Genomic DNA, 15,537 nt, shown 5'->3' with positions numbered 1-15,537 from the left:
GCGTGCGGTCTCCACCCGGATCCGCAACCACGAGACGGCTGTTGCCAAGGTCAACGATGCCGACGGCAACCCGATCGAGATCGCCGCGGTCGTGGAGGTCCGGCGGCAGGGATGACGACACAACCCTGCGCAGCCGGTGCGATGGGGTGCATGTCCGAGACAACACCGGCCCCTGCGGTCCGGCGATCCGAGCTCGCCGGACGTCTCGCCCACGGCGCGCGGCACCGGCGGTGGTACTCCTGGCTGGCGTCGGCGGTCCTGTGGCTGGTGGCCACGGCGCTGGCGGTCCTGCTGTGCGATGCGATCGTGCCCGGGTTCCATGTGGACCTCCCGCTCGGTCCGCTCAGTTTCGCCGTCGTCCTCGGGATCGCGGGGCTCGCGCTGCAGCCGCTGCTCATTGCGGGGGCCGTGCGGCTCGGCTGGGCAGGCGTCCTGCTGCTGGCACTCGCCGGGCAGGCGTTGATCGTTCTCGCCACCGCGTGGCTGCTGCCGGGAGTGCGGATCGACGACTTCTGGTCCGCGTTGCTCGCCGCCTGGATCCTCGGCATCGTCGGTACGGTCGTCGGCTGGCTCAGCACCGCCGGTACCGACGACCGCCTGGTCCAGAGGCTGGTGGCCTCCGGCCGTCGCCGCCCGGCCGAGCTGGACGACGCCGAGGTGCAGGGCGTTGTCTTCGTCCAGGTGGACGGTGTGCCGTTCCCGGTCCTGCAGATGGCGGTGACGGCAGGTTTGGTGCCGACGCTGTCGCGCTGGCTTCGCTCGGGCAGCCATCGGCTGTACGAGTGGACGCCGAAGCTGCCGGCCACCACGCCCGCGAGTCAGATGGGCATCCTGCACGGTGTCATCGACGGCATCCCCGCCTTCCGTTGGTACGACCGCGCCGGCGACCGGATCCTGGTGGCGAACCGCCCGGCCGATGCCGCCGTGATCGAGGCCGCCCTGACCACCGGGCACGGACTGCTCGTCGACGGCGGCGTGAGTATCGGCAACCTGTTCACCGGGGACGCGCCGCAGGCGGCACTGACCATGAGCCGGCGTGCCGGCCGGGGCGAGATCACCAGGCGCGCCGCCGCCCAGTTCGTCGCCAGCCCGAGCGGTCTGACCCGTGGCATGTCACGGTCGGTCTCGGAGCTCCTGCGCGACCGGTTCCAGGCCCGGCGCGGAGTCCGGCGGGAGGTCCAGCCGCGCTGCCACCGCTCCTGGTCGACGGCGGCCCTGCGAGCGGTCACCAACGGGGTGCTGCGCGATGTCAACACCGCACTCGTCGCCCAGCACATGCTCCGCGGCACGCGGTCGATCTACGTCGACTACGTGGACTACGACGAGGTCGCGCACCACGCTGGGATCCTGCGCCCGGAGAGCCTCGAGGCACTGGAGTCGATCGATCGCGTCCTGCACCAGCTCGAGCTGATCGCGTCCGTGGCACCGCGGACATACCGCTTCGTGATCCTGTCCGACCACGGCCAGGCGCAGGGAACGCCCTTCGCGGACAGGTACGGCGAGGAACTGGCGGTCGTCGTGTCCCGCCTGGCCGCGGCGGACGTCGCGGTGTCGTCCGCGCCGGTCGAGGGATGGGGCCGGACCCGGATCCTGGTGGACGAGCTGGCGACCGGGAAGGGGGTCGGCGGGCGCACCATGCGCAACGCCGCCGCGGCCATCCAGCGCCGCGGGCAGGACGAGGCCGACGCCGTCGAGGCCGGCGACCGGCAACGATCGGGCAAGGCCGAGGGCGACGAGGAGTTCCACGTGTTCGGGTCGGGCAACCTCGGACTCGTCTACGTGCGCGGCAGCAAGGAGCGGCTGACCAGGGATCAGCTCGATCGCCGGTATCCGGCGCTGCTGGCGGGACTGGCCGCGCATCCGGGCGTCGGCTTCGTCGTCGTCCTGGACGACGTCGACGGTCCGATCGCGCTAGGGGCCGCGGGCAGTCACCGGCTCGACGACGGCCGGGTGGACGGCGTCGATCCGCTGGCTCCCTTCGGACCCAACGCACCCGACTTCGTCCGCCGGGCGGCCCTGCGACCCGAGGCGCCTGACATCTACGTCAACAGCCTGGTCGAATCCGGCACCGAAGAGGTCGCCGCGTTCGAGGGCCTTGTCGGGTGCCACGGCGGGCTCGGCGGCTGGCAGGACCGCGCCCTCGTCGCAGTTCCGGCGGACCTGCCGTTCCCCACCGAGCGGGTGGTCGGAGCCGATGCCTTGCACGTCGCCCTGAAGGACATCCTGCGGTACTGCGGCCATCGAACCGACGTCGCGCCCGACATCGCGCCCGACGTCAGCTCTACAGTCCCGTCTCGGCCTCGAGCCGACCGCTCTGGACCGCGTTCATGAACACCTGGTAGTCGCGTTCGTTCTGGTCGGCGTACGCCTCGGCGTACTCGGCCATCGCTTCGGGGAACGCGTCGTCGCCGCCGAGGTAGGTGGCCAACGCGATCCGGTCCCCGGACCGGGCGTGCGCCCGGGCCAGCGTCCAGGCGCACAGCTGGCCGTACAGCGTCATGCCGGCCGGATCCATCTTGTGCACCACCGCCGCGCCCTTCATGTCGCGCAGCTGCCGGACGTAGAAGTCGCGGGCCTGTCCGTCGATACCCTCGGTGCGCCGCCAGCCGAGGAAGACGTCGCCGGTCGCCTGCATCAGGCGTTGCCCGGCCACCACTCGTTCTCCGTCGTTGCGGGGCGCGGGCCGCTGCCTGAGCGCGGTGGGGACCTTCGCCTTGAGCGCGGAGGGCCCGGCCTCCTTGACCTGGAGGAGGAGCGGATCGCCGTCGTCCCGGCCGCGGAGCAGCACGATCCAGGACCGCGTACCGACGCTGCTCACGCCGACCACGGTGCGCGCCAGATCGACGACCTCGAACTGGTCGAAGAGCACCCGCCGCTCGGTCGGCAGCGACCGGCGGTACAGGTTCAGCAGGTCCTTGATCCCGGCCTCGAGCTCCTCGCGGCCGGCGTCGGGCAGGTAGTCGGCGATCGGCACGAGCATCGGCGGATCGGCCTTGATCCGGACCCCGTCGTCGGTCATCTCGGTGAGCTTGGCGAAGGACTTCAGGCTCTCACTGCCGCGGGCCTTCGGCAGCGCCTGGCCGCTGTTCTTGCGCCTGCTCGAGCCCATCTTGGCGCGCAGCATCGTGGAGACGTCGTCGACGTCCGCGCGGGCGTACCAGACGTCGAGAGCGTGCATGGTCCCGAATTCGGCGATGGCAAGGCGGTAGCGGTGGACTGCCTCCAGCACGCTTTTGCGGCGCTCCTTGCGCCCGAACCCGTTGCACCGGCCCGCGACCGCGAGACTCACGGCGAGGCGCTTGACGTCCCACTCCCAGGGACCGGCCATGGTCTCGTCGAAGTCGTTGACGTCGAACAGCAGCCGACGGCGGCCGGTCGTTCCGAAGACGCCGAAGTTCGCCAGGTGCGCGTCACCGCACAGCTGCACCCCGAGGCCGGACACGGGGGCCACGGCGAGATCGGTCGCCATGCCGGCGGCGTTGCCGCAGAAGAAGGCGAAGGGCGACACCGTCATCCGGCCGTGCCGGACCGGCACCAGCTCCGGAACCCGGGACCTGGCCTGCTCCTCGAGCAGCGCGACCGGATCCCGGCGCTGCGAGGGCAGCACCAGTTGCGCCTGCTCGCGCGGCGGCAGCGCGGTCCGTGCGGCGAGTCCCAGGCGGGCGTGGTCGGACGGTGTGAGCCGCCGGACGACGGGCGCCGATCCGCGGGCGGTACGGGGTGAATCGGTCGAGCGGATGACGGCCCGGGCCGGCACCATCGGCATCGATGCACTCATGTTGCACCACCCCTCCGTCGTGCCGGGTCGCGTGCCACGGCGCTGGATCCGCGACCTCCACCGAACACCGGAGATCGCCCGGGCAGCATCACCCACGCCGGATGAACCAATCGCCACGCGCACGGGCTTGACTTGATGCGTGAAGGACGCGGCGACCGACTACAGGCAACTGCCGCACAAGGCCCGCCGCCGGCTGGCCGCGGCGTCGCTGCTGCGTTCCGGCCTGGTGTCCGTGGCGATCGTCGTCGGCTACTTCCTGCTGCCCCTGCGCCTCGACGGCGGTGTTCCCGTGGCCGGTCTGGTGGCCGGACTCGCCGTCGTGGGTCTGGTGCTGGGCTGGCAAGTTCGCGATATCGCCCGTTCGCCCCACCCCCGGATCCGGGCGATCGGGGCGCTGGCGACGTCGGTGCCGTTGTTCCTCGCGGTGTTCGCTGTCACCTACTTCCTGATGGCGCGCATCGAGCCCGCGAGCTTCTCCGAGCGGCTCAGCCGGCTCGATGCCGCGTACTACACGGTGACGATCTTCGCGACCGTCGGCTTCGGGGACATCGTGCCCGTCTCGGGCCCGGCCCGGGTGGCCACCATGGTCCAGATGCTGGGGGACCTGATCCTGGTCGGTCTGGTCGCGCGCGTCCTGATCGGCGCGGTCAACCAGAACCTCGATCGCCGGAAATGATCAGGTCCTAGGCCTGCGCGCCGGCATCCTGGGCCGGCGGCGAAGGCTGCAGGCGCGCCATCCGGAAGGAGTTCACCAGCCCGGCGGCCCCGGCGAGGATCGGAATGCCCAGCGCCACCTGCAGGGCGAGCGGCCGTGCGGTGGTGTTGATGTCGACGATCTCCGCACGAACCTCAGGCGGCTGACCGGCGAGCATCTCGTCGAGGTCGGTGTTGCTCATCACCTCGGCGTCGTGTTCGAGCGTGTCGGCGACCTGTTGCTGCTGCGCCGGCTGCAGCACGGTGCTGGATTCCGCGAGATTCGTGAACGCGAACGACAAGGTGGCGAGCATGATGGCCCCGGCGAACGCCAGCCCGAAGGACAGGCCGAACGAGCCGGCCGCCGAGTTGACACCGGCCGCCTCGCTGACCCGTTCCTGAGAGATCGGAGCCAGCGTGTAGTTGTTGAGCTGGGACACGAGCAGTCCCAGACCCACTCCGACGACCACCAGCGGTCCGGCGAGCGCCCAGCCGGACTCGGCCCGGGGCACGATCGGGAGGAGGATCACCAGGCCCGCGGTCAGCAGCGTGAATCCCCACCTGATGATGCCCGTCGGGCGTCGCCCGCCCGCCTTCTTCTCCGCGAGGATCGCCATCCCGAACATGCTCAGGGACAGCGGAGCCAGCGAGAGGCCGGCGGCCATCGCGTTGTACTCGAGCACCATCTGCAGATAGATCGGCAGCACGATCATGGTGCCGCCCAAGGCGATCTGCTGGAGCATCTGCTGGGAGATCCCCAGCTTGAAGGGGGCCGAGCTGAACAGGGCCGGATCGATGAGCGTCGGCTCGCCGCGGCGCTTGCGGCGCACCAGCCAGTAGCCGAACGACAGGAGTCCGAGAACGCCGACGGCCATGATCAGGCCGACGTACTCGCCGCCCTCCTGCCAGACCAGGATGCTCAGGACGATGCCGCCCATCCCCACGACCGACAGCACGGCGCCGACGACGTCGACCCGCCGGGAGCCGGTGTACGGCGCGTCGTGGATGAGGCCCTGGCCGGCCAGCACGACCGCGATCACCGCGACCTCGAGCAGGAACGCCACCCGCCAGGACAGGTACGTGGTGATGAATCCGCCGAGCAGCGGTCCGACCGCGGCGGCCAGCGCAGCGGCGGCGCCCACCAAGGCATACGCCCTGGTCTGCGCCGCTCCTTCGAAGTTGCCGTGGATCAGTGACTGCATGGCGGGCAGCAGCAGCGACGCCCCGATGCCGCCGATCAGAGCCCAGAAGATGATGATCGCGGTCAGGCTCTGCGCCAGTGCCATCGCCGCGGCGCCGATGGCGTAGCCGCACAGTCCGAGCAGGTACGCGCGCTTGCGGCCGATCAGGTCGCCGACCTTGCTGCCGATCAGGATGAACGCCGCGGAGACCAGCGCCTCCAGGGCGATCGCCGACTGGACGCCGCTCACCGTCGTGTCGAGGTCCCGGACCACCGAGGAGATCGAGACGTTCATCAGCGAGGTGTCCACGACCAGCACGAACATCGCCATCGCGAGCAGGATGCTGAGTCGTGGGCTCGCCTTCGTCCCTGCCGGGGCAGCGCCGGGTTCGTCGGTCATGCGTGCCGCTCCTGTCGATCGGCCGCCGACCAGCGGCGGGCTTCAGCCGGCGAGAATCTTCGCCTTCTGCGCCTCGAACTCGGCGTCGGTCAGCACACCCGACTGCTTCAGTTCGCCCAGGCTCTTGAGCTGCGCCAGCCGGTCCTCCGTCGCCGATGCGGCCGGTGCGGCCGGTGCGGGCGCTGGTGCGGGCGGTGGCGCCATCTGCTCCTCGTACGCCTGGTTGCGGGTGGCCGCCGTATCGGCGTCGCGCTGGGCGAACTTCTCGTCCTGACGGCGCTGCACCCGGCCGTGCACCGCTGTCGCGGTGCCCGCCACGGCGGCGGTCCTGACTATTCCTCGCAACAGTCCCGGCATGTCAGGCTCCTCAACTCGACGGTTCCAGGGTTTCCAGGGCGTCCAGCACTTCCATCACGTCCTGGGCCGGGATGCGTCCCCCGGCGATCAAGGTGCCGCCCGACTCCAGCGCCGCCGCGACGAACGGGATCGCCCAGGTGTTCTCGTAGACGATCAGCGCGGCCAAGGTGCCCGGGTCCATCGCGGCCGCCGCCGCGGCCAGGTCGTCGTCGGCCAGGATTCCCGACCGGGCGCCGCTGAGGTCCGCGAACCCGCCGGCCGGTCCCGTGGACTCGGCCAGGTCGACCAGGTAGGGGGAACCGTCGGCGTCCTTGCCGACCAGCATCACGTCGTACACGTGGATGATGCCGCGATCGACCAGGTTCACCAGTTCTTCGGCCGCCCGTCCGGTCAGCTTGTTGCCGGTGAACTCGAGGAGCACGTAGTCGATGGGTCCGTGAACGTCTGCATCCGACATGACTCTCCATCCCTCCCGAGGGGCGCAGGCCCCCGGCGTCCTGTACGGCCCACAGTGCCGTGGGCCGGTGGTGGCGGCATCACCCCCGCGGGATGAACTCCGGTGCGCGGGGTGCGGCGGCGACCTCCGCCGGGGTCAACTGGCGGATGCTCAGGATCACCAGGCCCGCGCCCTCCAGCCGGGCGACCAGGTCGGCGATGCCCTGGTCGTCGCGCACCCGCAGCCGGAACGCGCCGGCTGTCCGGTGGCCGGCCTGCGGGCCGGCGCAGAATGCCAGCGTGGCGGGCCTCAGGTTGCCCTGGAGGACCACCTGGTACGACGGGCCGTGGTGCTCACGTGGTGTCATCGTCTTCGCTCCGTTGGTCGAGATCCGTCCACTCCGTCGACGGTGGCGCCGGGTCGAGCACGCGCCGTACCTCGATGACCTCGATGCCCAGGGACCGGAGCCTCGCGAGCAGGCCGTAGAGCGCCGCCTGGCTCGGGATGCTGTAGACGATGGTGTTCACCTGGTCGATCGCGACCGTCACCGCGCGCATGTCTCGGAGATCCTGTTCGGGGACTGCGTCGGCCACACGGACCTCGTACGTCGCCTCGCCCATCGAAACCACTCCGTTCGCCACCTGTGCGTTCGACGCTCGCAAAGGTCCGATGCCGCGGCGTCACCCCTGTGGGGTGAACTGCCCGGGGCGACGCGAGCTCCCGGGCGGGCGCGTGCCGCCACACCGGTGACCGGCCGGTGTTACGAAGATGCGGCGATCGGACGCAAAACGCTGGTTTTATGGGCGTATTGGTGGTTTCGTCGAGAACGTAAGACCCCTCAGGCAGTCCCTCCCACCGTTCGGCGCGCCAGCACGTCACCGGGAGGGATCATGCCTAGTGAGCAGTTTGCGAGGACGGGCGGCAGTCGCCGTGCGTCGCCCGGCGCGCCGTTCGCGGGTCGTCTCGGATCCGCGATCGAAGCCCCGGCGATCATGCCCGGGATGGTGCCGCGGCAGCGACTCGTCGACCGGCTGGACCTCGCCGTCCAGCGCCCGCTGACCCTGATCAGCGCACCGGCCGGTTTCGGCAAGACGATCCTGGTCGAGTCGTGGGCGGAGCTCTATCGGGGCCCGGCCCTGATCCGGCGGGTCACGCTGCCCGCCGACGGTGAACCTGCCGACGTTCTGAACTCCGTCCACCAGTTGTTGCGTCGCGACGACCGGCAGGTGCTGGTGCTCGTCGTGGACTGCGGGGACCTGATGATCACCCCGGAGTACGGCAAGAGCCTCGACCGCCTCGTTCGCGGCTACGCCGGACGCTTCCGGGTGGTTCTGCTGACCCGGTACGACCCGCCCATCCCGCTGTACCAGTACCGGTTGGCCGACGCGATCGCCGAGATCCAGGCGACCGACCTGGCGTTCACGCTCGACGAGACCAGGGCGCTGATGCGCGAGTTCAGCCTGGACCTGACCGAGGAGCAGGTCGCCGACCTGCACACCCGGACCGACGGCTGGCCCGTCGGCCTCATGTTCGCGGCCATGAACCTGGCCGGAAAGTCCGACCCCGAGCGGGTGATCAGCGAGTTCCGCGGCGACACCGGCAACGTCGCGGCCTACCTGATGTCCGAGGTGCTCGACTCGCAACCGGCCGAGCTGCGGCAGTTCCTGCTCCGGACCAGCCTCGTCGACGTGATCCGGCCCGGGCTGGCCGAGGCGCTGACGGGGTCCCGTTGCGACCTTCGCTCGCTGCAGTTCCTCGCGCGCGGCAACTCGTTCATCCAGCCCGTGCCGCGGACTGCCGACGGGTACAGCTACCAGGCGCTGTTCCGCGAGTTCCTGCGCGCCGAGATGCTGTACGAGCAGCCGGCGGCTGTCCCCGCGCTGCACCGCGCCGCGGCGGCCTGGTTCGCCCAGCACGGTCAGCCGCTGGACGCGATCCACCATGCCGTCACGGCCGGCGATTGGGCCCAGGCGGCCCACTACCTGGTGGCGGATCCCGACTCTGCCGCGCTCCTGATCGGGCGTCGCCGCCGGCACGCGACAGCATTGCTCGCGGGCTTTCCCGATGATCTGGAGGGGCCCGAGGCGGCGGTCGTCAGGGCCATCCTGGGCCTCGCCGAGTTCGATGTCGGCCGTTGCGTGCGGGAGCTGGACCGGGCGCGGAACTCCCTGGACGGTGATGGGTCCATCCGCAGCCAGGCGACCGAGCTGGTCATCAGCCTGCTGCAGGCGGTGTGTGCGAGCCTCGGAGCTGCTACCGATGCCGACCTGGGCGTCGTCCTGGCCGCTGAAGGCAGGCTCCAGGCGGCGTCGAGGCCGGCGGTCTTCCACTCGGAGGCGAGGCTGTTGATCCTCGGATGCAAGGGCCGGATCCTGCTCCAGCGCGGCGACTTCCCGGCGGCTGTCGAGGCCTTCGACGACGGCATCGCGCTCGCCGAGCACACCGGCGCGCTCGAAGCCCTGACCGAGTTCCTCGGTATGGCCGCCCTGGCTGAGGCGATCCGGGGACGCCTGCGACGGACCGGCGAGATCGTCGCGCAGGCGACCGCGCTCGCCGAGGCCGGGACCTCGCCCGACCTGCCGCAGGCCACCCTCGTGGCGGAGGCCTGGATGCACACTGACCAGGGCGATCTGGCCGAGGCCGAAGAGCTGGTACAGCGGGCCGAGGAGGCCGCCGACCCGACCCACGACGCCCGGGTCGTCACCGCGGCGTTCGCGCTGGTGCGGGCCAGGCTGCTGCGAGCCAGCGGCGACGTCGAGCTGGCCACCGCGGAGCTGCGGGCCGCCAGCGCCGACTTCGGTCTGCACGGCGGCTGGCTGGACCAGGCCCTGATCATCGACGCGGCGAAGCTCCTGGTGACGCAACACCAGCTGGGGGAGGCCGTCGGGATGATCGAGCGGTCCCCGGGTCGCGAGCAGGCCGGATCCCTCCTGGTGCTGCAGCGCGCGGCGGTCGACGCCGGCGAGCGCACACCGCCCCAGCCGCCGGTGGCCGTCGATCGTGCCGCACCCCTCCAGACCCAGGTGGACGGCTGGCTGGGCCAGGCGGCCGAGTCGATCCGTGCCGGGAACACGGCACGCGGCGGGCTCTGCCTGGAACGCGCCCTCAGGCTGGCCGCTCCGGAGCTGTTGCGCCGGCCCTTCGTGGAGGCGCCGCCGGTCCTGCGGAAGCTGCTGCAGCCGACCGGTGACGCGATGCGGCACCACGCGTGGCTGCGTGCACCGTCGCGTCGCGAGCGAGACCGAGTCGTCGATCGCCGCGGGACGTCCCGGAACGACCTGGTCATCACCACGGCACTCACGAGCAAGGAACAGGAAGTCCTCGAGCACCTCGCCGAGCTGCTGACCACGGAGGAGATCGCCGACACCATGTTCGTGTCCGTGAACACGGTTCGGAGCCACGTCCGGAGCATCCTCCGCAAGCTGGGCGCGTCGCGCCGCAATGAAGCCGTCCGACGAGCATGGGAGATGGGGCTGCTGCCTACCCGGCCGGATGCCTAGGCACTGTCTGGCCCTGTCTGGCCCGTCAGGTCAGAACTCGGCCGACCTGCGCAGCCGGTGTGGGCGGCCGTCCGGGTCGTAGATCAGGCGGTACAGCGGCTCCGCCCAGAGCGCTTGGAACCTGCTCAGCGGCTCGGTCCGGTGCGCGCGGACCTGTCCGGCGGGCCGCGCGCCCTGACAGCCCCCGGCGTACCAGGCGTCCAGCGCCGCGGCGGTGCTCGTCCACAGGTCCAGGGCGGTCGGCGGGTCGAGAGCGGCGAGGCTCTCGCGCGTCCGGCCGAGGTGCTCCGACCACACCTCCAGCCGCAGGTCACGCGCCAGCCGCCGCGCGTCGGTGCCGGTCGTGTCGACGACGGCGCAGGTGAGTTCGCTGTCGCAGGTCCAGGAGCGGCGGTTGAAGTTGTCCGACCCGCAGGTGAACCACGTGTCGTCGACGATGCAAATCTTCGCGTGGACGTAGATCGGAGTGCCCTCCTCGTTCTCCAGGTCGAAGACCCCGACCCGTCCGGGCGCGGCCCGCTGCAGCAGGCGCACGGCACGCAACTGGCCGAACCGGGACGGCGGTCCGCTGAGGGCGCCGTCGGCATCGGGGTATCTCGGCACGACGACGATCACGCGGAGCGCCGGTGACCGCTCCAGGGCGTCGTGGATTCCCTGCGCGACGAGCTCGGACCACAGGTACTGGTCCTCCACGTAGATCAGGTTGCGAGCAAGGCCGAACGCCTTCTCGTACGCGCGAGCGACGCTGCGTTCGCCCTCGGGCGCGAACGGATAGCCGGGACGCTTGTGACCGTACGTCCGCAGCACCTGGACGGCGTGCGGGCCGGCCGGCGGGGGATCCGGGAACGACTCCGGCAGCGGCTTCGGATGCCGCGGCATCCGGGCGAGCCGCTGCACGATCATCCGGTACGGCGTCCGCCGGTCGAGCGGATGGCCGTCGTCCCAGCGCTCGCAGAAGGTGCGCAGCAGATCGCCGACGACCGGACCGCGGATCTCCAGCGCCGCGTCGTGCCAGGGCGTGCGATCGCCGTACCTGTGGTTCATCGGCGCGGGCTGCGGATCGCCCAGGTGGTCGTGGTCGTCACGGCGCTGATGACACAGGTCGATCCCGCCGACGAACGCGAGATCGCGTTCCGGGTGGCCGGCGTGCCGGACGACGAACAGCTTCTGGTGGTGCGACCCCAGCCAGCGGACCCGCTGGTCGAGGAGGACCTCGGCGCCGACCTGGTTGAGTCTGGTCCCCAGCTTCCGGTTCTCCCGGGCGCTGAACCGCAGATGATCCGAGTGCGACCGCCACAACAGCCCTCGGACCTCGACACCCGACCCGGCCAGGTCGGTCAGCACGGCGCCGATGGTCGGGCCGTCGGGCAGCAGCTTCTCGTCCGCGTCGCCCCGCCAGTCGGTGAAGTACACCCGGTCACCGGCCCGCAGCGCGCACAGTTCCTCATACAGCCTGCGGAAGTAGGTCGCGCCGTGGATCAGCGGCCGGACCAGGTTGCCCTCGACCCAGGACCCGTCCACGTCGCCCATCCGGTCGATGTCCGTACCGGGGTTGCCGCGCTCGTCCGGACGGAGGAACCACGTCCCGGCGGTCTGGTCGGTCATCGTTCATCCTCGCTGCGCCGGATGCCGACGAGGCAGTCCGGCCGGTCACCTACGCGTCCGCGCGGGAGCGCGTCAGCGCCCAGATCACCCACACGTCCAGACCGATCAGCAGCAGCGCCCAGAACGGCTGGTACGGAATGAAGAAGAAGTTGTTCAGCGCACTCAGCATGACCAGGAAGAGCGCGACCCACTCCGCCCAGCCGGCCCGGCGGAACAGACCGACGGCGGTGGCGACCATGGCCAGCCCGAAGATCAGGTAGATCCATCCCCAGGCCGTCAGGTCCAGGTCGAAGGCGTAGCCCCGGACCTGGACGAAGTACTCGTCGTTCAAGATCGCGGACAGGCCGGTGATCACGTGGAACGCGCCGATCACCACGATGACCACGGCGGCGAAGACGACGGCGCCCTTCGCCCAGCCCGACTCCGGCGGTGACGCGATGGTGCGGTTCTCGGTCATCTGCGTTCACATCCTCCTGCTCGACCCCCGACGGACATCGGGAACGCGTCGACAGTAGGTCCGCCCCGACCGCCGCGCGTCACCCGTGGCGGACGACGTGCGCGCTCAGTGCGACAGGGCGGCCTTCAGCAGGACGATCACCAGGCCGAGCAGGAGGTTGACCACCCCCGCCGCGATCAGACGGGCCCAGGTGGCGCCTCCTCTGGCGGCGACGTACAGCGCCCATCCCAGCTGGGATCCCACCGCGACCGCGAGCGCCAGCCAGGCGGCTTCGGAGTCCGTCAGACCGACGATGGCCCCGATGCCCGCCGCCGCCGCGGGCGGTACGGCGGCCTGCACGAGCGGCCACTCCCGCCGCGCGGCCGCGCGGATCCTGCGCAGTGGGGGGATGGCCTGGGTCGAGTGCTCCGCGGCCAGTTGCGCATAGACATGGGCCAGCCAGAACACCACGCCGGTGGCGAGTAGGAGGACGATCAGCTGTCCCGGATGCGGCGGCTGCTGGCCAGGACCTGTCCCGGCCACGACCGACGCCGCGAGCAACGATCCGTAGACCGCCCCGGCAGCGTCGGGCGGTTCCTGCCGGCTCGCACCGGCGGCGTCGACCATCGACTCGTCGCCCATCCCGCCTCCTCCGCAGGGCCGCAGAACCGTGCCGGGAATCGAGGGAAGTCTCCGGCAGGGACCTCGGCGGACTCCTCACCCTGCCCGGATGACAGGTCCGCTTCCGCGGGGAGGTTCATCCGGTGAGGGTGATGCTGGTCAGGACGATCTGGGCGATGTTCGGAGCCCGGGGGAGTCGGCGAGAGGGGGTTGCGACGATGACCGCAGGCTCCAGCGAGTCCGCCGCCGACCGGACTCCGGCGGTTGATCCGGGTGTGGAGCCGGCCGCGCAGCCGACCACTCCCAGCTGGGCGCTTCCGCGCGGGGTCGTCGTCCTGGCCGGGACCGCGGGCGCCGTACTGACGGCCGTCGGCCTGCGGGGTTTCTCGCACATCATCGGTCCCACCTTCCTCGCGCTCGTCCTGACGATCGCCGTGAGCCCGCTGCGCCGGCTGCTCGTCCGGCACGGGGTCAAGCGCTGGCTGTCCGCGCTGGTCGGCCTCGTGGTCGTGAACGCGATCCTGCTCGGAGTGGCCGCCGCGCTGGCCTTCTCGGTCGCCAAGCTGGCGAGCCTGCTGCCGACCTACGAGGACAAGTTCACCGAGATCGTCGACGACGTCCGCAGCTGGCTCGCGGACCGCGGCGTGGGCGCCGACCAGGTCCAGGCCGCCCTGCAGAAGATCGACCTGCGGCAGTTCTTCGACGTCCTGCAGGGCTGGCTGTCCAGCCTGCTCGGGGTCGTCTCGGGTCTGGGGTTCGTCATCGTCGTGCTGTTCTTCATGGCCATCGACGCGGCCCCGTTCGCGGATCGGATGCGGGAGGCGGCCCAGAGCCGGCCGGACGTCATGGGCGCCTTGGGCGGCTTCGCCCGCGACACGACGCGCTACCTGGTCGTCGCCACCGTCTTCGGTCTGATCGTGGCCGTCTTCGACGTCGGGATCCTTTACCTGCTGGACATCCCGCTGCCCTGGCTGTGGGGCCTGCTCGCGTTCATCACCAACTACATCCCGAACGTCGGCTTCTTCATCGGAGTGCTGCCGCCCGCGCTGCTGGGCCTGCTCGGGCAGGGCTGGGCGACGCTCGTGTGGGTGATCGTGGGGTACAGCGTCGTCAACTTCATCATCCAGTCGATCATCCAGCCGAAGGTCGTCGGCGACGCGGTCGGCCTGTCCACGACACTGACCTTCCTGTCACTGATCTTCTGGGCCTGGATCCTCGGCCCGGTTGGCGCCGTCCTCGCCATCCCGCTGTCGCTGCTGGTCAAGGCCCTGCTCCTGGACGCCGACCCGTCCACCCAGTGGCTCAGCGGCTTGATCTCCGGCGGTCAGCGTCAGGACGAAGGCCCGGCGCCCGGGCCGGGATCTGAGCCGGCACCCGAGCCGGCAACCGAGCCGACAACTGAGTCGGCAGAACTGCCCGCGGGCGAGGTCGCCGCGGAACAACCCGGATGAGGAGATCAGCATGCCGCGTTCGGTGTCGTACGAGTTCGACGAGATCCTGCCGACCTGTCAGGGTCTGCCCGGCAGTCTCGCACCCGGCTCGCCCACCGCGGATCCGGCCGACGGCACCGTGCTGATCGGACCCGCGCGGAGCTTGCACTACCTGCTCGACACCCCGCTCCGCGATGTCGTCGGGCTCAGCTGCCGGCTGCGGATCAAGTACCCCGCGCCGACGGTCAGCTCGTCGCTGCGGATCCTCCAGCTCGGGGACGCGTTCGACCTGGGACTCGAACCGCTGACGACCTACCGCGCCCTCGTCCGCGTCCGGCTGCACCAGGTCCGGCACGACCTGGGCCAGCTGGCGAATCCCGGCACGCGCTTCGCGGAGCTGCGGCTCGACTGGCACACCAGCGGCAAGACCTTCCTGCGCGTGGACGGCCGGCTGGTCGGCTATCACGACACGCTCGGTCGGGGTCGCCGGCTCACCATCGAGGACGTCACCTTCGGCGCGGTCGCCGTGCTCCCGGAAGCGCCCGCACAGCACTACCAGTTGCGCGAGTTCTCGGTGAGCGCGCTCCTCGCCCGGCCGCGCTGGCCGCACCGGTCCAGGACGGTGGTGCACCGGCCGTGACGGCCGGAGAGCCGGTTCAGGATTCTTCCTGGCGTGCCCGGGTCAATGCCCAGATCACCCATGCGCTGAGCGCGATGACCACCAGCGACCACACCGGCTGGAAGGGAATGAAGAAGAAGTAGTCGATCGCGATCAGCCCGGCCAGGACGATCGCGACCATGCCTGCCCAGGACTTGTTGGCGAACAAGCCGACGCCGACGGCGACGAACGCCAGCCCCAGGACCAGGTGGATCCAGCCCCAGGCGACGGTGTCGAGGTCGAACGCGTACCGCCGGCTGACGACCAGGTAGTCGTCATCGAGGATCGCGGCGAGTCCGGCGACCACCGAGAACGAACCGACCACGACCATCACGGAAGCGGCGAACGCGAGCCCGCCCACCGCCGCGCTCGGAACGGACTGTCGCGAGTCCATGTCGCCGTACGTCATCGCGTCCCTCTTTCCGTCTCACGTCCTCACCGCC

Annotated in this window: 15 protein-coding genes; 5 read left to right on the top strand and 10 right to left on the bottom strand. The window is 70.8% G+C overall.

All coding sequences use genetic code 11. From position 1 onward, the window contains the following. Positions 1-150: 150 nt before the first annotated feature. On the top strand, positions 151-2,331 hold the full coding sequence (locus ACWEOO_RS38180; RefSeq protein WP_452147194.1) for an alkaline phosphatase family protein: 2,181 nt from the start codon (positions 151-153) through the stop codon (positions 2,329-2,331). On the opposite strand, the gene ACWEOO_RS38175 is transcribed toward ACWEOO_RS38180, so the two are convergent. After that, positions 2,282-3,778 (bottom strand): DUF2252 domain-containing protein, encoded by a 1,497-nt coding sequence (locus tag ACWEOO_RS38175; protein ID WP_452147193.1) that lies wholly within the window; start codon positions 3,776-3,778, stop codon positions 2,282-2,284. The two genes, ACWEOO_RS38180 and ACWEOO_RS38175, sit on opposite strands and share 50 nt — an antisense overlap. Before the next feature lie 139 nt (positions 3,779-3,917). On the opposite strand from ACWEOO_RS38175, the gene ACWEOO_RS38170 reads away from it, so the two are divergent. Further along, entirely contained in the window at positions 3,918-4,454 is a 537-nt protein-coding gene (locus ACWEOO_RS38170; RefSeq protein ID WP_452147192.1) for a potassium channel family protein, read from the top strand. A 7-nt stretch (positions 4,455-4,461) separates the two neighbouring features. On the opposite strand, the gene ACWEOO_RS38165 is transcribed toward ACWEOO_RS38170, so the two are convergent. The 5 genes from ACWEOO_RS38165 to ACWEOO_RS38145 all read right to left on the bottom strand — a co-directional run bounded on the left by ACWEOO_RS38165 (position 4,462) and on the right by ACWEOO_RS38145 (position 7,464). Next, positions 4,462-6,051 (bottom strand): MFS transporter, encoded by a 1,590-nt coding sequence (locus ACWEOO_RS38165; protein WP_452147191.1) that lies wholly within the window; start codon positions 6,049-6,051, stop codon positions 4,462-4,464. A 42-nt stretch (positions 6,052-6,093) separates the two neighbouring features. Beyond that, the gene (locus tag ACWEOO_RS38160) at positions 6,094-6,408 is read right to left on the bottom strand and encodes an SHOCT domain-containing protein (RefSeq protein WP_452147190.1); all 315 of its coding nucleotides are present in this window, start codon (positions 6,406-6,408) and stop codon (positions 6,094-6,096) included. Between the two features lie 10 nt (positions 6,409-6,418). Beyond that, positions 6,419-6,865 carry a DUF6325 family protein gene (locus ACWEOO_RS38155; protein WP_452147189.1) on the bottom strand — a complete coding sequence of 149 codons (447 nt, stop codon included), beginning with the start codon at positions 6,863-6,865 and terminating at the stop codon, positions 6,419-6,421. 79 nt (positions 6,866-6,944) lie between these two features. Further along, the gene (locus ACWEOO_RS38150) at positions 6,945-7,211 is read right to left on the bottom strand and encodes a hypothetical protein (RefSeq protein ID WP_359925525.1); all 267 of its coding nucleotides are present in this window, start codon (positions 7,209-7,211) and stop codon (positions 6,945-6,947) included. After that, positions 7,198-7,464, bottom strand: coding sequence for a hypothetical protein (locus ACWEOO_RS38145; RefSeq protein ID WP_452147188.1), 267 nt, complete (start codon positions 7,462-7,464; stop codon positions 7,198-7,200). The genes ACWEOO_RS38150 and ACWEOO_RS38145 overlap by 14 nt, the downstream gene beginning before the upstream one ends. Before the next feature lie 270 nt (positions 7,465-7,734). Here ACWEOO_RS38145 and ACWEOO_RS38140 point away from each other — a divergent pair, with 270 nt between their 5' ends. Next, on the top strand, positions 7,735-10,344 hold the full coding sequence (locus tag ACWEOO_RS38140) for a LuxR C-terminal-related transcriptional regulator (protein WP_452147187.1): 2,610 nt from the start codon (positions 7,735-7,737) through the stop codon (positions 10,342-10,344). A gap of 30 nt (positions 10,345-10,374) precedes the next feature. On the opposite strand, the gene ACWEOO_RS38135 is transcribed toward ACWEOO_RS38140, so the two are convergent. The 3 genes from ACWEOO_RS38135 to ACWEOO_RS38125 all read right to left on the bottom strand — a co-directional run bounded on the left by ACWEOO_RS38135 (position 10,375) and on the right by ACWEOO_RS38125 (position 13,027). Then, a complete protein-coding gene (locus tag ACWEOO_RS38135; RefSeq protein WP_452147186.1) occupies positions 10,375-11,949 on the bottom strand; it encodes a phospholipase D family protein in 1,575 nt (524 codons plus the stop codon). A gap of 49 nt (positions 11,950-11,998) precedes the next feature. Further along, on the bottom strand, positions 11,999-12,406 hold the full coding sequence (locus ACWEOO_RS38130) for a DUF7144 family membrane protein (RefSeq protein ID WP_359925511.1): 408 nt from the start codon (positions 12,404-12,406) through the stop codon (positions 11,999-12,001). A 105-nt stretch (positions 12,407-12,511) separates the two neighbouring features. Beyond that, on the bottom strand, positions 12,512-13,027 hold the full coding sequence (locus tag ACWEOO_RS38125; protein ID WP_452147185.1) for a hypothetical protein: 516 nt from the start codon (positions 13,025-13,027) through the stop codon (positions 12,512-12,514). 197 nt (positions 13,028-13,224) lie between these two features. Between ACWEOO_RS38125 and ACWEOO_RS38120 the strand changes: the two genes are divergently transcribed. Together ACWEOO_RS38120 and ACWEOO_RS38115 are read left to right on the top strand one after the other, a co-directional pair. Continuing rightward, positions 13,225-14,457 carry an AI-2E family transporter gene (locus ACWEOO_RS38120; RefSeq protein ID WP_452147184.1) on the top strand — a complete coding sequence of 411 codons (1,233 nt, stop codon included), beginning with the start codon at positions 13,225-13,227 and terminating at the stop codon, positions 14,455-14,457. A 10-nt stretch (positions 14,458-14,467) separates the two neighbouring features. After that, on the top strand, positions 14,468-15,076 hold the full coding sequence (locus tag ACWEOO_RS38115; protein ID WP_452147183.1) for a hypothetical protein: 609 nt from the start codon (positions 14,468-14,470) through the stop codon (positions 15,074-15,076). Positions 15,077-15,092: 16 nt separating this feature from the next. On the opposite strand, the gene ACWEOO_RS38110 is transcribed toward ACWEOO_RS38115, so the two are convergent. Continuing rightward, positions 15,093-15,503, bottom strand: a complete 411-nt coding sequence (locus ACWEOO_RS38110) for a DUF7144 family membrane protein (protein WP_452147182.1) — start codon at positions 15,501-15,503, stop codon at positions 15,093-15,095. Positions 15,504-15,537: the final 34 nt, after the last annotated feature.

This window comes from Kribbella sp. NPDC004138 (assembly GCF_053603655.1).
This window is presented reverse-complemented; position numbering and strand designations above follow the sequence as displayed.

Bases quoted from the DNA above. Each gene is read 5' to 3' on its own strand.
- ACWEOO_RS38135 (WP_452147186.1), bottom strand. From the start codon at position 11,949: ATGACCGACCAGACCGCCGGGACGTGGTTCCTCCGTCCGGACGAGCGC.
- ACWEOO_RS38140 (WP_452147187.1), top strand. From the start codon at position 7,735: ATGCCTAGTGAGCAGTTTGCGAGGACGGGCGGCAGTCGCCGTGCGTCG.
- ACWEOO_RS38130 (WP_359925511.1), bottom strand. From the start codon at position 12,406: ATGACCGAGAACCGCACCATCGCGTCACCGCCGGAGTCGGGCTGGGCG.
- ACWEOO_RS38115 (WP_452147183.1), top strand. From the start codon at position 14,468: ATGCCGCGTTCGGTGTCGTACGAGTTCGACGAGATCCTGCCGACCTGT.
- ACWEOO_RS38175 (WP_452147193.1), bottom strand. From the start codon at position 3,778: ATGAGTGCATCGATGCCGATGGTGCCGGCCCGGGCCGTCATCCGCTCG.
- ACWEOO_RS38120 (WP_452147184.1), top strand. From the start codon at position 13,225: ATGACCGCAGGCTCCAGCGAGTCCGCCGCCGACCGGACTCCGGCGGTT.
- ACWEOO_RS38150 (WP_359925525.1), bottom strand. From the start codon at position 7,211: ATGACACCACGTGAGCACCACGGCCCGTCGTACCAGGTGGTCCTCCAG.
- ACWEOO_RS38110 (WP_452147182.1), bottom strand. From the start codon at position 15,503: ATGACGTACGGCGACATGGACTCGCGACAGTCCGTTCCGAGCGCGGCG.
- ACWEOO_RS38155 (WP_452147189.1), bottom strand. From the start codon at position 6,865: ATGTCGGATGCAGACGTTCACGGACCCATCGACTACGTGCTCCTCGAG.
- ACWEOO_RS38165 (WP_452147191.1), bottom strand. From the start codon at position 6,051: ATGACCGACGAACCCGGCGCTGCCCCGGCAGGGACGAAGGCGAGCCCA.
- ACWEOO_RS38160 (WP_452147190.1), bottom strand. From the start codon at position 6,408: ATGCCGGGACTGTTGCGAGGAATAGTCAGGACCGCCGCCGTGGCGGGC.
- ACWEOO_RS38145 (WP_452147188.1), bottom strand. From the start codon at position 7,464: ATGGGCGAGGCGACGTACGAGGTCCGTGTGGCCGACGCAGTCCCCGAA.
- ACWEOO_RS38180 (WP_452147194.1), top strand. From the start codon at position 151: ATGTCCGAGACAACACCGGCCCCTGCGGTCCGGCGATCCGAGCTCGCC.
- ACWEOO_RS38125 (WP_452147185.1), bottom strand. From the start codon at position 13,027: ATGGGCGACGAGTCGATGGTCGACGCCGCCGGTGCGAGCCGGCAGGAA.